The 16,675-nt window shown below is 55.9% G+C and carries 10 protein-coding genes; 5 read left to right on the plus strand and 5 right to left on the minus strand.

What is annotated here, in order from left to right; all coding sequences use genetic code 11:
- The first annotated feature begins 37 nt into the window (after nucleotides 1-37).
- The 4 genes from K1718_RS21195 to K1718_RS21210 all read left to right on the plus strand — a co-directional run bounded on the left by K1718_RS21195 (nucleotide 38) and on the right by K1718_RS21210 (nucleotide 5,655).
- Nucleotides 38-1,654 carry a GMC family oxidoreductase gene (locus tag K1718_RS21195; RefSeq protein ID WP_152502843.1) on the plus strand — a complete coding sequence of 539 codons (1,617 nt, stop codon included), beginning with the start codon at nucleotides 38-40 and terminating at the stop codon, nucleotides 1,652-1,654.
- A gap of 31 nt (nucleotides 1,655-1,685) precedes the next feature.
- Nucleotides 1,686-3,467: a sulfoacetaldehyde acetyltransferase gene (gene xsc / locus K1718_RS21200; RefSeq protein WP_152502844.1), complete on the plus strand. Its 1,782-nt coding sequence runs from the start codon at nucleotides 1,686-1,688 to the stop codon at nucleotides 3,465-3,467.
- A gap of 80 nt (nucleotides 3,468-3,547) precedes the next feature.
- Nucleotides 3,548-4,555: a YeiH family protein gene (locus K1718_RS21205; RefSeq protein ID WP_152502845.1), complete on the plus strand. Its 1,008-nt coding sequence runs from the start codon at nucleotides 3,548-3,550 to the stop codon at nucleotides 4,553-4,555.
- 125 nt (nucleotides 4,556-4,680) lie between these two features.
- The gene (locus K1718_RS21210; protein WP_265680936.1) at nucleotides 4,681-5,655 is read left to right on the plus strand and encodes a LysR family transcriptional regulator; all 975 of its coding nucleotides are present in this window, start codon (nucleotides 4,681-4,683) and stop codon (nucleotides 5,653-5,655) included.
- Between the two features lie 39 nt (nucleotides 5,656-5,694).
- Here K1718_RS21210 and K1718_RS21215 read toward each other — a convergent pair whose 3' ends face one another.
- Nucleotides 5,695-7,212 (minus strand): trimethylamine methyltransferase family protein, encoded by a 1,518-nt coding sequence (locus K1718_RS21215; RefSeq protein ID WP_265680935.1) that lies wholly within the window; start codon nucleotides 7,210-7,212, stop codon nucleotides 5,695-5,697.
- Between the two features lie 185 nt (nucleotides 7,213-7,397).
- Between K1718_RS21215 and K1718_RS21220 the strand changes: the two genes are divergently transcribed.
- Nucleotides 7,398-9,833, plus strand: coding sequence for a GcvT family protein (locus K1718_RS21220; RefSeq protein ID WP_265680934.1), 2,436 nt, complete (start codon nucleotides 7,398-7,400; stop codon nucleotides 9,831-9,833).
- Nucleotides 9,834-9,897: 64 nt separating this feature from the next.
- Here the strand turns inward: K1718_RS21220 and K1718_RS21225 are convergent, their stop codons facing one another.
- The 4 genes from K1718_RS21225 to K1718_RS21240 form a co-directional block, all read right to left on the minus strand.
- Entirely contained in the window at nucleotides 9,898-11,100 is a 1,203-nt protein-coding gene (locus tag K1718_RS21225; protein WP_265680933.1) for a DegT/DnrJ/EryC1/StrS family aminotransferase, read from the minus strand.
- A gap of 120 nt (nucleotides 11,101-11,220) precedes the next feature.
- Nucleotides 11,221-11,943, minus strand: a complete 723-nt coding sequence (locus K1718_RS21230) for a FadR/GntR family transcriptional regulator (protein ID WP_173006105.1) — start codon at nucleotides 11,941-11,943, stop codon at nucleotides 11,221-11,223.
- Nucleotides 11,944-12,074: 131 nt separating this feature from the next.
- Nucleotides 12,075-12,989, minus strand: a complete 915-nt coding sequence (locus K1718_RS21235) for a response regulator transcription factor (RefSeq protein ID WP_152502851.1) — start codon at nucleotides 12,987-12,989, stop codon at nucleotides 12,075-12,077.
- Nucleotides 12,979-16,368, minus strand: a complete 3,390-nt coding sequence (locus K1718_RS21240) for a hybrid sensor histidine kinase/response regulator (protein WP_265680932.1) — start codon at nucleotides 16,366-16,368, stop codon at nucleotides 12,979-12,981. The genes K1718_RS21235 and K1718_RS21240 overlap by 11 nt, the downstream gene beginning before the upstream one ends.
- Nucleotides 16,369-16,675: the final 307 nt, after the last annotated feature.

The raw sequence follows: 16,675 nt of genomic DNA on the forward strand, positions 1-16,675 counted from the left end.
TTCGGTTCCAATTCGCGTCTTTTGGAGGGTCTGGTAGATGGGAGCGCAAAAAGCCGATTATATCGTCGTTGGCGGCGGTTCTGCTGGATGTGTGCTGGCAAACCGTTTGAGCGAAGATCCGTCGAACCGCGTGATCCTGCTTGAGGCGGGTCCGCGTGACTGGAACCCATGGATCCACGTACCGGTCGGCTATTTCAAAACCATGCACAACCCTTCGGTCGACTGGTGCTATCGCACTGAACCGGATGCTGGAATCAATCAGCGAACCATCGACTGGCCGCGCGGCAAGGTGCTTGGGGGATCATCTTCGCTCAACGGCCTGCTTTATGTGCGCGGTCAAAAGGAAGACTATGATCGCTGGCGGCAGATGGGCAACGAAGGCTGGGGCTGGGATGACGTTCTGCCACTGTTCAAGCGCTCTGAAAATCAGGAACGCGGAGCTGATGATTATCACGGCGTTGGAGGAGAACTTTCCGTTTCGAACATGCGCCTGCAACGGCCGATTTGCGACGCGTGGGTCGCAGCTGCCCAGGAAGCAGGTTATCCGTTCAACCCTGACTACAATGGCCCAACTCAGGAAGGCGTCGGCTATTTTCAGCTGACGACCCGCAATGGCCGGCGCTGCAGCTCTGCTGCTGCATTCCTGAAACCCGCCCGCAAACGGCCGAATTTGCAGATCATCACCAAGGCACTGGTCCGCCGGATCGAGATTGAGGACGGTCGCGCCACCGGCGTCACGTATCTGAACGGCACCGGCAAAGAGCATACAGTCCACTGTTCTCGCGAGGTGGTTCTGTCCTCCGGTGCAATTGGGTCGCCACAAATTCTCATGCTGTCGGGTGTGGGCGACGCAGAACATCTCAAAGACAACGGCATTGAGGTGCAGAACCACTTACCGGCCGTCGGCAAGAATCTTCAGGACCACCTGCAGGCCCGTTTGGTTTTCAAATGCAACGAACCGACCCTGAATGACGAAGTGCGCAGCCTTTTCAATCAGGCACGCATATTTGCCAAATATGCACTGTTCCGCGCGGGCCCCATGACCATGGCAGCCAGTCTTGCCGTGGGTTTCATGAGAACCGGGTCGCATGTCGAAACACCCGATATCCAGTTTCACGTGCAGCCCTGGTCCGCAGATAGCCCCGGCGAGGGAGTGCACCCGTTTTCCGCTTTCACCATGTCGGTTTGCCAGCTGCGCCCGGAAAGCCGCGGCGAAATCAAATTGAGCGGCAATGACCCGCGAACCTATCCGAAAATCCATCCAAACTACCTGTCAACGGAGCTGGATTGCCGCACCATCGTGGAGGGTGTGAAAGTGGCGCGGAAAATTGCCCGGCACAGCCCGTTGAAATCGAAGATCTCGGAGGAATTCCGCCCATCCAATGATCTCGATCTGGAGGACTATGAGGGAACTCTTGATTGGGCCCGCAGCAATTCCTCCTCCATCTATCACCCAACGGGAACCTGCAAGATGGGGCAAGGGCCGGGATCGGTCGTCGATTCCCGGCTTCGCGTGCACGGCATTCGCGGTCTCAGGGTCGCCGATTGCTCGATCATGCCGGAAATCGTCAGCGGCAATACCAACGCTCCCGCCATCATGATCGGCGAGAAAGCCAGCAACATGATCCTGGAAGACCGCGCGGGTTCGATCTGATCACCATTTTTTTGAAATCAGGAGACGCACTATGAAGATGACGACGGAAGAGGCATTCGTCAAAGTACTGCAGATGCATGGGATCGAGCAGGCATTCGGCATTATCGGGTCAGCGATGATGCCCGTGAGTGACCTGTTCCCGCAGGCTGGAATCAATTTCTGGGACTGTGCCCACGAGACGAATGCCGGACTGATGGCGGACGGGTTTACCCGGTCCACCGGAAAGATGTCGATGGCCATTGCACAGAACGGTCCTGGCGTGACTGGCTTCGTGACACCGGTCAAGACAGCCTACTGGAACCATACGCCTCTCTTGCTGGTAACACCGCAGGCAGCCAACAAGACCATCGGTCAGGGCGGCTTCCAGGAAATGGAGCAGATGAGGCTTTTTGCCGACAGTGTCTGCTATCAGGAAGAAGTGCGCGATCCGAGCCGGATACCGGAAGTTCTCAACCGCGTCATCATGCAGGCGTGGCGCTGCAGCGCACCGGCGCAAATGAACATTCCGCGTGATATGTGGACCCAGGTAATCGACGTCGATCTGCCACAGGTCGTCGCGTTTGAACGTCCTGCCGGTGGTGAACAAGCGGTCAGCGAAGCCGCCAAGCTTTTGTCGGAAGCCGAATTTCCGGTGATCTTGTCTGGTGCCGGAGTGGTGCTGGGTGGCGCGATCCCGGATGTCGTTGCTCTTGCCGAACGACTGGAAGCCCCGGTTTGCTCCAACTATCAGCACAATGACAGCTTCCCTGGCCAACACCCCTTGGCGGCTGGTCCTCTTGGCTACAACGGCAGCAAGGCGGGCATGGAGCTGATTGCCAAGGCTGATGTCGTGCTCGCACTTGGCACCCGGCTCAATCCTTTCTCGACGCTTCCGGGCTATGGCATCGATTACTGGCCGAAACAGGCGAAAGTGATTCAGGTCGACATCAATGCCGACCGCATCGGTCTGACCAAGAAGGTTACAGTCGGTATTCAGGGAGACGCTGGCAAGGTCGCGCGTGGAATTCTGGCACAATTGGCCCCGAATGCAGGCGATAAGGGTCGGCAGGAACGGCGAGACCTGATTTCGGTGACGAAATCATCCTGGGCGCAGGAGCTCTCCAGCCTCGATCATGAAGATGACGATCCGGGCACCGAATGGAATGTGGGTGCACGCGAGCGCGACGCTGACCTGATGTCCCCACGCAAGGCCTGGCGCGCGATCATGCAGGCAGTTCCTGAGGACGCGATTGTGTCCTCCGACATCGGCAACAACTGCGCAATCGGCAATGCGTATCCATCCTTCCGGCAAGGCCGAAAATACCTGGCACCTGGCCTGTTCGGTCCATGCGGATACGGTTTTCCATCTATTCTCGGCGCAAAAATCGGCAACCCCGACACGCCTGTGATCGGCTTTGCCGGGGACGGCGCATTCGGCATTTCGATGAACGAGATGACTGCATGCGGGCGAGATAACTGGCCGCCCATCACCATGGTGATTTTCCGAAACTACCAGTGGGGGGCAGAAAAGCGGAACACGACGCTGTGGTACGACAACAACTTTGTCGGTACGGAGCTTGATCGCGATACATCCTATGCCGGCATCGCACGAGCCTGCTCGGCGGAAGGCGTATTGGTCAAGTCGCAGGAAGAACTGACTGACGAACTACACAAGGCTGTCGAACGTCAGATGAAGGAAGGCAAAACCACTTTCATTGAAGTGCTGCTGAACCAGGAACTCGGTGAACCGTTCCGGCGGGATGCGATGAAAAAGCCGGTCGTTGTCGCCGGTATCGACAAGGCCGATATGCGCCCGCAACAAGGCGCTGCCTGATCCATTGAAACACTAAGCGCGGCGGCGGAAACACTGCCGCGTTCCAGTTTCTTTTGAATGCGCAATCAAGGATTGGCGCAATGAAATCATTTGTCCCGACAACCGCACAATTACAGTCGCTTTTTCCCGGCATCGCCGTCTCTGTCCTGATTGCCATATCGGCGCAATTCCTGTCCGAGCATTACGGTGCACCAGCCATGCTCATGGCGTTGCTTCTGGGGCTTTCCCTGCACTTTCTTGCGGAGGAAGGCACACGCACCGAGCCTGGCATCTCGCTCTCGGCACGCACGGTGCTGCGGCTCGGTGTTGCGCTGCTGGGCGCCAGGATCAGTGCCGACATGCTGGTAGGGCTTGGCACCCCGATGATCGCGCTCGTGATCTCAGGCGTGCTCGTGACAATCGTATTTGCGCTGATTGTCTGCCGTCTTGTCGGACGCTCCATCGGCTTTGCGTTGTTGACGGGTGGGTCGGTCGCAATTTGCGGGGCCTCGGCAGCCATGGCCATTGCTGCGGTCCTGCCAAAACACGACAAATCCCAACGGGATCTTGTCTTCACCGTGCTTTCGGTGACGGTCCTCTCGACGATTGCCATGGTGCTCTACCCGATGCTGTCGAACCTGTTCGGATTCAGCACCCGTGACAGCGGCGTCTTTTTGGGTGGGACCATCCACGACGTTGCTCAAGTTGTCGGGGCAGGGTTTTCGATAAGCCCTGAAGTTGGCGAAAACGCCACTCTGGTTAAGCTGATACGGGTCGCCATGCTGGCGCCGGTGGTGTTGATTTTTTCACTTGCTTATCGCTCCAGCAGCAAGGCAACAACCGGCAACAAACCTCCCCTCCTCCCTGGCTTCGTCGTTGGCTTTCTGATCCTTGCAATATTGAATTCAATCGGCCTGATCCCGCCCTTCATCTCCGAAGCCGCCGGCAATTTGTCTCGATGGTTTCTTCTGATTGCCATCGCAGCGGTTGGTCTCAAGACCTCCTTGAAAAAGATGCTCGACGTCGGCGGTGTTGCCATCGCGCTCATCGTTGCTGAAACGGTGTTTCTGGGAGGCTATGTTTTGATTGGCCTTCGCCTGATCGACTAGGGCTTCATATGCTTCTGAACAGCTTTTTGGACTTTCAGTGTCCTCGAGCGCACTATCGACGGTATTGCAGTGCTAGTCTGAGTGTCGGGATCAATTGAACTTGATGAACCGATACCAGGAGACCAATGCCTCAACGCCCGGATATCAAGGATCTCAGCCTGAAGGCCCTGGAGCTTTTCCAACTATGCGCCCGCCGCGGGTCGCTTCAGGCTGTTGCGACTGAAACCGGCCTGTCGCCAAGCACCGTTTCACACCATTTGCGCAACCTTGAAGGTTCTTTACGCGTTCAATTGATAGACCACTCACGGCGTCCGCTAGTCCTGACACCAAAGGGCAAGGTTTTCCTTCGCAACATTGACGATGCACTGCATGCATTGCGCAAGGCCAGAGCCGAGGCCGCTGTCGGGGACACGTCCGATGCAAGTTTCCTGAGAGTGGGAGCAATTGAAGATTTCGACAGCGACGTCATTCCCTCGCTCGCCGTCTCGCTGTTTGAAAGCATGCCCAAGTGCGACTTCGTCTATCACACTGATTCAAGCCACAGGATCGTGGAGATGCTGAAGAACCGGGACCTTGATATCGGCATTACCGCGACTTCAAATGAGCGGTTTCCTGATTGCGTTGAGCGGCCACTGCTGCGTGACCCGTTTGTCATGGTATTGCCGAAGAGCCTGGAATGGCCGCCCGCCGAGGTCTTGAACGGCAAAACAAACCTGCCATTTCTCAGATTTTCAAGCAATCTCGTGATTGCCCGGCAGATCGAGGCTCAACTGCGGCGGATAAACGTTTTGCCCGCGCACCGGTTCGAGTGCGACAACAACCAGACGCTGCTTGCGATGGTCGCGGCCGGGACGGGTTGGGCCGTTACCACACCCCTTTTGTTTTCAAGAGCCCGACGCTTTCACACGCATATTGAGATGCACCGTTTTCCGGGAAAAGGGTTTGCGCGCACGCTGGCGGTGTTGGCAAACGACGATTGTTCCCGTTCAGTGCTGGATCTGGTGGAGACGTCCGTGCGCGACCTTATCCAGGAAAAGCTCATCAAACCCACTCAACAAAATGCGTCCTGGCTGGCGGAAGGCTTCAGGCTGCTCGACTAGGTTCTGGGATTGAAATAACTGGGAAGCTCCAGTGGACCTTCAAAGGATCTTGAAGCGGCTTCTGATATACCGGTCTTCTTCCTTGTCGAGATAAACCGGGTGATGGCTGTTGAGAATATCCGTTGCGCGTTCACGCGCCCGCCCCCAGGCATCTTGTGCGCCGTTTTGCGCCCAGGTTCTCGGCTCGTCCCGATCCGCGAGTGCAGGGTAAAAATAGTCCCGTTCCATGGCCTGGTAAGTGTTTTCGCAGCCTAGAAAATGTCCTTCTCCCAGAACTGCGTCTCGAATGGTTTCAAAGGCGAGGCTTTTCTCAGTCACCTCTATGCCGCGTAAGGTGCGATAAGTGAGAGAGTGCATTTCATCGTCCAATACGAAGGCTTCAAAACTTGCCCCCAACAAGGATGCCGTCATGCCCGAACTTTCGTAAATCAGGTTGCCACCTGCCAGTGCTGCTGCAAGCGATGTAATGCCCTTTTCAACACCGGCCTGTGCATCGACAGCCTTGGCATCGGTCATGGAACAGGCAACACCGGAAGGAAGCCCAAGCCAGTTCGTCAATTGTGCGGAAGCGGCGTTCAAAAGGGCTGTTTCCCCACCGCCGCCTGAAAAGGCACCTGTGCGCAGGTCCACAACAAGTGGCCAGTTGGAAAAGATCATCGGAAACCCGGGGCAAATGGCGTGCACCATGACAAGGCTCGCAAGGGTTTCCGCAAGTGACTGCGCCAGAAAACCGGCCAATGTCGCCGGTGCCGTCGCACCTGCCTGCGCGGCCGTGATACACGTCATCGGTATCTTGTGACGGATGCATTCATAAACCACCCCAACAGCGTCCTCACCATACCTCAGAGGAGAGATCACCGGGCTGATATGCGCCTTCAGAAACGGTCGTTTTGCGAACTCACCTCTGCCACCAGCAGCAACATCCAGCATCTCCACAATTGGGCTCACATGTTCCGGCAACGTGAAAGAGGTCGCGATCGGTTTGGTGGTGTTTTTGAGAAGCGCATAAACGGTGTTCACATCCAGATCGAAATTGTCCGGAACATCCGTTGCAACGCAGCAGCGGGTAAACCAGCTGACATTCTGCAACACGTCCTGAAGCCGGGCGAAATTGTGAAGGTCCGCAAGCGTCGACGGTCGATAAAGACCGGTTTCCATATCAAGCGTTTGAACTGCCGCGCCTCCGGTTCCGAAATAGACCCGGTCACCACCGACCACAATCGACCGTTGCTCATCCCTCCCGTGAAAAGTGAAGGATTTGGCGGCTGAAGCGATCGCAGCCTCAACAAGCTTTTGGGGAAAGCACAGTCTGTCGCCACTCGCTTGCTTTGCGCCCGCAGCCAGCAGATCGGTTCGAAGCCGAGCTGGCACCTCTCCCATTCCCAGATGCGAAAGCAAGTCAAGTGCGGTTTGAAAAACCTGACGCAGTTCATGGTCTTCGAGCGGCCTGTACCGCCCCCCCAGCTGACCGGGCGGACACGGGTCGATCAAAGGTTTTGCGGCCCGCATTGCCAATCGCTCCTTGCGGCCACCTCTCTTCCTCAGACCTCCCGCCATGACGGACCCTCCAGAACCTTTGCAGGCAATTTCAGAAGATCCACAAAGCCGGTGCAATGAAATTGAGCAAATTTTGAAAAAATCGTCTTTATATTTCTAATTTCTCGAAATTATAGATCACTACATTGTCGGCAGTCTGGGCATTCGGCTTTATGGGCGCTCCACCGAATTTGGAGTTTAACTGAATGAAGTCGCGTACCAGGGCCGTGGTCATCGGCGGAGGCATTGCTGGATGCTCAACGCTCTTTCATCTCACGCAAGAAGGCTGGAGCGACGTTGTCCTCGTCGAACGCAATGAGCTGACAAGTGGCACGACCTGGCATTCAGCAGCCCAAGTGACGAACTTTGGCATGAACCAAACGATGGTCGGCCTCAAAAGTCATTCCATCCGCCTGTATAAGGAACTTGCGGAGAACCCTGATTACCCGATCAACTATCATCATGGCGATGGTGGTATGCGGCTGGCGAATACCAAAGCCCAGATGCAGGGTTATCGGCATTTCGCCTCCATGGCTCGTGCAATGGACGTGCATTTTGAAGTTATTGACGCAGACGAATGCGCCCGCCGTCACCCGCTGGTTTCCAAGGATAATCTCCTGGGTGGATTGTGGGATCCCCTGGACGGCGACATCGACCCTGCTCAATTGTGCCAGGCCCTCGCCTTTCATTCCCGCAAGGCAGGCGCTGAAATCTACCGCAACACCCCCGTAACGGCTTTAACCCAACACCGGGACGACACATGGACGGTGCATACCGAACACGGAGATATTGACTGCGATGTCGTTGTCAACGCGTGCGGCTATCGGGTCAATGAAGTCGCCGCCATGATGGATGTGCACCACCCGGTCGCCTCCATGGAACACCAGTATTTTCTTACCGAAGACATTCCGGAGATTGTTGCGGCAGGTCACCGGATGCCGCTCATTCGGTGCCCCATCAGCGACTATTATTGCCGCCAGGAAAAACAGGGACTGCTGATCGGTTTTTACGAGCAAGGCTGCAAGACCTTCGGCATGGATGGCATTGACCCAAACTTCGTCAACGCGCTTTGTCCAGACGATCTCGATCGCATCATGGATGTTTTGGAAGGCGCATTTGCAAGAATGCCCGCGCTCACAAGTGCCGGAATCCGCTCGGTAATAAACGGCCCCATAACCTATACGATTGACGGGGCACCGCTTGTCGGCCCCATTCCGGGCAAGCGAAACGCCTTTTGCATAATCGGCCTCAGAGCTGGCCTTGGAGAAGGTGGCGGCCACGGATGGCTTCTGGCCCAGCAGATCGTTCACGGCGAGGCCTGCTACGATACCTGGTGCATCGACCCGCGAAGATTTACCGGGCATGCCAATGTCGAGCTGACATCAGTGAAAGCGATCGAAGACTATCAGAACGAATTCCGTTTTCACTTTCCACATGAACACCGACCTGCTGGAAGACCGGCCAAAACAACCCCGCTCACGCCCATATTGAAGGTCGAGGGTGCAGAGTTCACTGTGGTCAATGGCTGGGAACGCGTCGACTACATCAAGCCAAATGAAGCCTTTCATCCCTCACTTGGCTACGGGTTCGATGAAGCGTTTGAGGTGGTCAAGCACGAGGTTGAAAACGTCCGGGACAACGTCGGCCTTTGCGAAGTCAATGGTTTCAACAGAATTGAGATTTCAGGCGCCGACCGGCATTCCTTTCTGGATCGTCTCGTCTGCAGCACTGTTCCAAAGCGCGATGGCCGTGTCGGACTTGGCTATCTTCTCAATCATCATGGCAGGATCAAATGCGAAGCAACATTTGCAAACTTGCCAAGGAGCGATCGCGGCCCAGCCCGCGTCTGGTATGGCTCTGCCGCTGCAAGTGAATTCCATGACATGGACTGGCTGCAGCAGCACCTTCGAGACAACGAAGATGTTGAGATCAAAAGCCTGACCAATGATCAGACCATCCTTGTTCTTGCCGGACCGAATGCAAGAAAGGTCCTGTCCGGATGCGCACGAGGCGACTGGTCCGCTGAAGCCTTTCCGTGGCTTAGCGTCCGCGAGTGTTTTGTCGGATTTGCGCCTGCCACAGTCATGTCAGTGAGCTTCTCCGGTGAATTGGCCTATGAAATCCATGTTCCGAATGCGTCGCTCTATGGCGCATATCTTGCGCTCCGAAAGGCAGGAGCGCCGTTTGACATGAAGCTGTTTGGTGCGCGCGCGGTGGAGACCATGCGCCTGGAGAAAGGCTTTTTCCACTGGAAGGCGGATCTTCTGACTGAGTTCAATCCCTTTGAGACCGGCCTCGATCGATTTGTGAAAATGTCCAAGGACACATTCATTGGAAGAGCCTCCCTTCAAGAACACATGGCGAATGGGCCAACCAAAAGGATGGTTACGCTGAGAATTGAAGCCGAACATGCGCCGGCGCCACCGGGAGCCTCGCTCATGATGGATGCGCGAGTCGTCGGTACGGTGACGTCCGGCGACTGGGGACACAGGGTTGGACTGAACCTGGCCTATGCCTTTGTTGACCCGGCCTTTTCAGAAGTCGGAAACACCATGACGCTCGATCTGTGCGGCGAGTTGATCACGGCGACCGTCATTCCACATTCACCATATGATCCCGGACATCTACTCATGCGGAGCTGATCCGTCAGACCTTTTGTGGACCCGGCATTGCGCTTTCAAAGGGAGCACCCAGTGAACTCAAGTGTCAGGCTGCGCCGTCGAGGACGAGACCTTCGGCGCAATGCACGATGATTTCCGAGACCTGCCGGCAATCATCCAGTGAAAACGTAAGCGGGATCCGCATGTCGAACAAACCTGCGAGAACGTCGTCGGTCTGCGGCAATATCTGACTTTCCAGATACCGCCAACTGTGATGATTTGAGGTAAAGGCAACGGGGTCCCTGTCGCCGAACCATTTCAGTTCCACACCCAATGATTTGGCATCAGCCACAAACTGCCTCGCATCAGGCTCAGCAATTCCGGGAATACGGAACTGGACAGAGCTGCCGACATAAAATTCTTTCGATGAGCGCTCTGGCACGACAACTGTGGCCGAGCGGCCCAAGTGCGTGGCGACAAGATCGTAACGTTGATTCCAGCGCTGAATGTTTGCTTCCAGTGTTGCAATCTGAGGCTTCAGGATTGCTGCTCTCAGATTGTCCATCCGGCCGGACATGTTCGGGGTATCAAGGCGCGCGTCGGTAAAGTGCTGCCTTGCAGGCGCTGCACCATGTCGCTCATAAAGCATGTATGAGCCAGAGAGCATGATGGCCCGGGCCATGAAGTCAGGATCATCAGATGTCAGAAGTCCTCCTTCCCCGGAATTGACGTGTTTATAGGTCTGTGCCGAGAAACACCCCGCCAGGCCGAAATTTCCACTCAGAGTCCCGTTCCAGCGTGCGCCCATTGTATGAGCGCAGTCTTCGAGAAGCGTCACGCCGGTCTCGTTCAGGATCCCAACAAGTTCATCCATGTCGCACAGGTGTCCGCGCATGTTCGACAACAGCAGGAACTTCGCGTTGCTGTCGGTGATTTTCTTGCGCAGATCGTTCAGGTCGATCACAAGGTTCGGTGTAATCTCAACAAGAACAGGGACTGCGCCGACAGATGCAATCGCACCTGGAACCGGGGCTAGGGTAAAGCTGTTTGTGAGGATCTTTTCACCTGGGACAACGCCAGCTGCACGCAGTGCAATCGACATGGCATAACCGCCAGAGGCGCAGGCAAGGCAGAATTTTGCGCCTTGAAAGGCTGCATAATCTCGCTCAAGCTCACTTGCGACGCTCAACTCGCTGCCCAGGGTATTATAGCGATGCAGGCGGCCGGATTTCAAAACGTCCACCGCAGCCGCGATCGCTTCGTCTGGAATGGCTTCCTGTTGCGTAAATTGCCCTGTGAACGCTCTCAAAATCCACCTCGCCTCGTCAGCGGTCAAAATGACCGGCGAATGATCCTTGTTGAAAACGAATAGTGCTGGCGCGCGCGCGATGTGCAAGCAGATAATTCACCTTGCGCAAACAGGAAATGCTTAGCGCCTGCCTGCCAGCTTGGATTTGACCTTCAACCGCGAGGCAGCGCCACGTACATGAGCGGCCATGGCATCGCGTGCAGCGGATTTGTCAGACGCCTCGACTGCATTCAGAACTTTCAGGTGTTCTGCAATCGTAATGCCGACCAGATCTTTCCTTGCATGTAGGCTGGACGTCGCCCGGGTGGTGTCTTTCAGCCGGGACGAAATATATCCGATGATGCCGGAAAGATAGGTGTTTCCCGTTGCATTTCCGAGTGCGCGGTGAAACGCGGCATCTGCTTCCAATCGCTCTTCATCGAATTGCTCTTGTCCTTCCATCTCGGCAAGTGCATTTCGCATATCCTGAAGGTCTTCGGCGCTTCGGCGTTCAGCTGCGAGCCCTGCAGCTTCGATTTCCAGGATGCCGCGCAATTCGAACAGATCGGCAAGATTGTCCGACTTGCCGAGCGCGCGAATATCGACACGGAACGTTTCGCGCTCCGACACGGGTTTGACGACGGCACCGCGTCCTTGGCGGGATTCAATGACGCCATCCGAACGCAGCCTCGCGATGGCTTCTCGCACGACATTGCGGCTAACGCCAAAAGTGTCGGCAAGGCTGTGCTCTGTCGGTAATGAGTCACCGGGCACCAATTCGCCATCGGTGATCTTGGCCATGATGTCAGCAGCTATCTGATCCGGCAAAAGAGACGCCCGCTGCACCTCCCTAAATTGCGGCATCCCCGCTCCTCCATGCATTGTCTAGTGCCGTTTTTCCACGGCTTTAATGTATGCATAGGCGAAGGGTGCCCACTTGTCGACCTAGGGGCGTTCCGTATGTTTCAAAGACATTACAGTTGAATGACACCTGTCTAAAGTGCGTAGATCACTTCTGCTGCCCTGACGGCGGCAGATGCCCTGTTCTCAACACCGAGTTTGACGAAGATCTGCTCCAGATGCTTGTTCACCGTGCGCGGGGACAAACCGAGGATTTCACCGATGTCCTTGTTCGACTTGCCTTTGGATATCCAGATCAACACCTCTGCTTCCCGATTGGTGAGATCAAATCGCTCCTGCAAGGCGCTTATCTGTCCGGCTTCGTTTTCAGCAGTCACCCGGAACAGGTTTTCATCGGGTCCGACGCGGCCAAGCGGATGCAATTGAACCGAAAGCTCTTCCGACAGTCCAAGCATGAAGCTTTTGCGCCGGTCGTTTGCCTGTCCGGCGCCGTCCAACCAGTCGCCCAATGCCCGGCCCAATCGGAAGAGACTGTTTTCCGCAGTGCCAGTGCGGGCAAGAAGGTTCTGGATCTGTGGCGTCGACCAGAGGACTGCCCCTTCTCGTGACACTGCCACGAGATGGCGCCCTGCCGCATCAAGTGCAACATGCGCACTTTGCACAGAGCGCGCATTTTTCAGATGCACCTTGATGCGTGCTTTCAACTCATCAACGTCAATGGGCTTGGTGAGGAAGTCCACGCCCCCCGATTCCAGGGCCCTGACCACATGTTCAGTCTCAGAAAGACCTGTCATGAAGATAATCGGCACATGCTTTAATGCAGGATTGTCCTTGATCTTGCGGCAAGTGTCGAACCCGTCAAGGCCAGGCATGACTGCGTCCATCAATATCGTGTCGGGTGTCACCTTATCGCACACGGACAACGCGGCTTCACCGCTCGTCGCAACCAGCACGGCAATGCCGGTCTGCTTCAGCGCTTCAGTGACGAAGCCCAGCGTTTCCGGGCTGTCGTCAACGACCAGAACCGTATCGCGGCGCTCATCCGTCATGTAATTCCAATCCGCTCAAGACATCTTTGTAGGCTTTGAAGTCGAAACGCGTGAGATGTCCCTGCAAGGTTTCGGTGAGTGGGCGGAATTCCGGCGTTTCGGCGAGCTCGGTCAATTTCGCTTCGATGCCTTCCACATACCCGATCTCTGCAAGCGAGATCAGATCCGCCACCTGATCGGCTCCAGGTGAGCGCAATTTCGTAGCAGGCAAAGGAATTCGGTTTTCAAAATTTGGTTTTTCAGTCCAGATCAGCGACAGGTGTTTCTGCAAAAGGTCAAACAACTGGCCGATATCAAATGGCTTGGCCAGCGTCGCATCATGATGGGAAGGGCCATCGGGCCGCAGAGCCTGATCACCGATATTGGCCGACAACATGACAATCGGTGCAGTCACAGTCCGGTCCCGCAGGGCCTCTGCAAGTTCCCATCCATTCATGCCGGGCATTAAGATATCGATGAGATAAAGATCGGGTTCCTTCTCAAGGATATTGCCCAGGCAGGTTTGTGCGTCCTCGGCTTCCAGAACGGTGAAGCCTATTGGTTTGAGAATGTCGCTCACCAAGGCGCGATGGTCCGGATTGTCATCGATTACTGCGATTGTGCGGTGCTGGCCCTCATAGCCACGAACCTGGCGTTCAAGGCGAACGGTATCAACCGGGCGATCCACGGCCGCAAGCATGAGCCGGACTTCAAATGAAGCGCCTTTTTCCGGCTCGCTGGCGAGCGCGATCGCACCTCCCATCGTCTCAGTCAGCAATTTGGTGATCGTCAATCCGAGCCCGAGTCCGGGCGTCCTTGCACCGCTGGCTGCCTTGCTGCGGCCGAACGGTTCAAAAATTTTTCCCTGTTCATCCAGAGCAATGCCAGGGCCGCTGTCGCTCACAACAAAGCTGGCGACCTGGGACCGATAGCTGATGGACAATGAGACCTCACCAGCGTCCGTGAATTTGATCGCGTTCGAGAGCAGATTGACCAGAATTTGCCGCAGCCGCTTTTCGTCTGTTCGAACGAAAACCGGCAAGTTGCGAGCCCTGACATAGTTGAAACCGAGCCCTTTGGCGGCAGCCTGCATGCGGAACATGTCGACGATCTGGTCCAGAAATTCGTGAAGGTTGATTTCATTGGAATAGATCTGCAATCGTCCCGCCTCGATGCGGGAGATATCCAAAAGACCGTCAATCAGTCCAGAAAGATGCTCTGCGCTTCGGCGTATAGTGCTGACGGCAGGCTTGCGCGCGGGCGGGAGAGTTTCATCCCGCTCGAGGACCTGCGCATACCCCATGACCGCGTTCAAGGGCGTTCTGAGTTCATGGCTCAGTCCGACCACATAGCGGCTCTTGGCAAGATTGGCCGCTTCAGCGTCTTCCTTTGCCTTCTGCAAGGCCGCGTCCGTTACCCCGTGGGCGTCGATTTCCTTTTGAAGGAGCGCGTTCTGGCGTACTGACTCTTCTTCCGCAACCCGGCGGGTGTCGTGGGCCAGAACCAGAAACCAGCAGGCGATGCCCGCAACGATGGCGAAAACGAAGAAAATCAATGCAACGGTTTGGGCAATAATCCCGGTTGGATCGCCAAGCCGGCTTGCTGCCTGCGCATAGATAATCCAGAGCACCAAGCCGATGCTGGTCACCGATAAGAACGAAAAAAGGGCATAGCGCCCGAGCCGGGACCGGAAATGGACAAGCATTCTTTCGGGTAAGACCGTTCCTGCGACAGCCCCCACCTGATAGGAAAGGCGCGCTTTCGGTTTACAGGAATCGTGACATCGAGCGTCCAACGAGCAACATAGCGAACAGATTGGAGCGCGATAGGCCGGGCAATAAGCCATGTCTTCGGGCTCGAACGGGTTTTCGCAAATGGAGCAGGCGATCTGATCGGCGCTCTGCCAGCTCTGCCTCGGCTTTCGCGCCAGATAGTATCTTCCCCCGGTCAAGTAGGCGATCAGAGGTGCAGTAACAAAGGCAATCCCCATCGCCAGGAACGTTGCGAGTGCTGCTGCGATCTCACCGAACATGTCAAAATGGGCCGCAAGGGCCAAGCCCGCCGCCAACAACATTGCCCCGGTGCCGACCGGATTGATGTCATAAAGATGCGCACGCTTGAACTCGATGCCCGGCGGCGACAGGCCCAATGGCTTGTTGATGAACAGATCTGCCGAGATGGCAGACAGCCAAGCCATGGCAACAATGGAGAAGATACCAAGTGTTTCTTCCAGAAGCCCATAGATGCCGAGTTCCATCAAGAGCAGTGCAATACCGACATTGAAGACCAACCACACCACCCTGCCCGGGTGAGAATGGGTCAGACGTGAAAAGAAGTTCGACCATGCAAGCGACCCAGCATAGGCGTTCATGACGTTGATCTTGAGCTGGGCCACGACGACAAACGCCGCCATTAGCAGCAGCACCAAGGTCTCGTTCGGGATCATGTAGCCGAAAGCAACAGCATACATACGCGCCGGTTCATCCGCGTGTTCAACCGGCACCCCATGGGACAAAACAAGCACCGCCAGGAAGGACCCCGCAATCATTTTGGGAGCACCCAGAACAACCCAGCCGGGTCCAGCCAGAAACAGAGCGAGGCGGTGCCGCTTCCGGGCGAAATCCTGAGCGGGAAGAAACCTAAGAAAGTCGACCTGTTCGCCGATCTGGGCCATCAATGCCAGAATAACTGCGGAGGCAGCACCAAAGCTGACGAGGCTGATGTTGTCCCAGCCTCCTCCAGTCATCGCCGGTGCGCCTGTTGCTGGATCGATACCGGAAAAACTCAGCCACTCACCGACGGCCTGCCAATCCGTGAAGGCGATGAAAACGAAGGGCAGAATGTTGAGAATAATCCAGAAAGGCTGTGTGGCCAGTTGAAACCGGCTGATCCAGGTAATGCCATGCGTAACAAGCGGAATGACCGCCACTGCACTGATGATGTAGCCAAGCCAGAGCGGGACTCCGAAAGCAAATTCCAGCGCGCTCGACATGATCGACGCTTCAATGGCGAAGAGGATGAAGGTGAAGCTGGCATAGATGAGCGAAGTGACCGTTGAACCGATATAGCCGAAACCCGCGCCTCTGGTCAGAAGATCGATATCTACGCCGTAGCGCATTGCATACCGGCTGATCGGCAATCCAATTACGAGAAGAACAAGACTGCCGACCAGAATGGCAAGAAAAGCATTTGCGGTTCCATGTGAGAGCGTGATGGCGCCGCCGATGGCCTCGAGTGCCAGGAAGGAAATGGCTCCAATCGCTGTTTGTGAGATCGCGCGCGAGGAAAACTTGCGCGCACTCTTGGCGGTGAAGCGCAACGCATAGTCTTCAAGCGTCTGGTTGTTGACCCATTTGTTGTATTGGCGCCGAATGGGCAGAATGCGTTGACGGGCATTCATTTGGCGGACCTCGCAGCCAAGACAGCATTCGGCTTCTTCAACCCGAAAATGGCGTGTGTGCGTACCGTCATGAAGCAAGTTACTGCCTCATAATTCAGCACTTGCCTGCTTTTTCGGCAAACACACGTCCTCATCAGCCCGTTTTCCCGCCCCGTTATCCTGGTTAGCCAAAACACTCAGCATTTTTCGTGCCGAACCGGCCTTATCTTCGTCGCAGCCCCGTTTTGGTCACTTACGTCAATTGACGTATGTTGCGCTGCAACAGTTCCGGCGCACGATCCTTCCCCGACAGCGGCAGTCCTTCCAG

This window comes from Roseibium porphyridii, from assembly GCF_026191725.2.
Classification (GTDB): domain Bacteria; phylum Pseudomonadota; class Alphaproteobacteria; order Rhizobiales; family Stappiaceae; genus Roseibium; species Roseibium porphyridii.

Coding starts and splice junctions, on each gene's coding strand:
- K1718_RS21240 (WP_265680932.1), bottom strand. CDS start 16,368: ATGAATGCCCGTCAACGCATTCTGCCCATTCGGCGCCAATACAACAAA.
- K1718_RS21210 (WP_265680936.1), top strand. CDS start 4,681: ATGCCTCAACGCCCGGATATCAAGGATCTCAGCCTGAAGGCCCTGGAG.
- xsc (WP_152502844.1), top strand. CDS start 1,686: ATGAAGATGACGACGGAAGAGGCATTCGTCAAAGTACTGCAGATGCAT.
- K1718_RS21215 (WP_265680935.1), bottom strand. CDS start 7,212: ATGGCGGGAGGTCTGAGGAAGAGAGGTGGCCGCAAGGAGCGATTGGCA.
- K1718_RS21220 (WP_265680934.1), top strand. CDS start 7,398: ATGAAGTCGCGTACCAGGGCCGTGGTCATCGGCGGAGGCATTGCTGGA.
- K1718_RS21195 (WP_152502843.1), top strand. CDS start 38: ATGGGAGCGCAAAAAGCCGATTATATCGTCGTTGGCGGCGGTTCTGCT.
- K1718_RS21235 (WP_152502851.1), bottom strand. CDS start 12,989: ATGACGGATGAGCGCCGCGATACGGTTCTGGTCGTTGACGACAGCCCG.
- K1718_RS21230 (WP_173006105.1), bottom strand. CDS start 11,943: ATGCCGCAATTTAGGGAGGTGCAGCGGGCGTCTCTTTTGCCGGATCAG.
- K1718_RS21205 (WP_152502845.1), top strand. CDS start 3,548: ATGAAATCATTTGTCCCGACAACCGCACAATTACAGTCGCTTTTTCCC.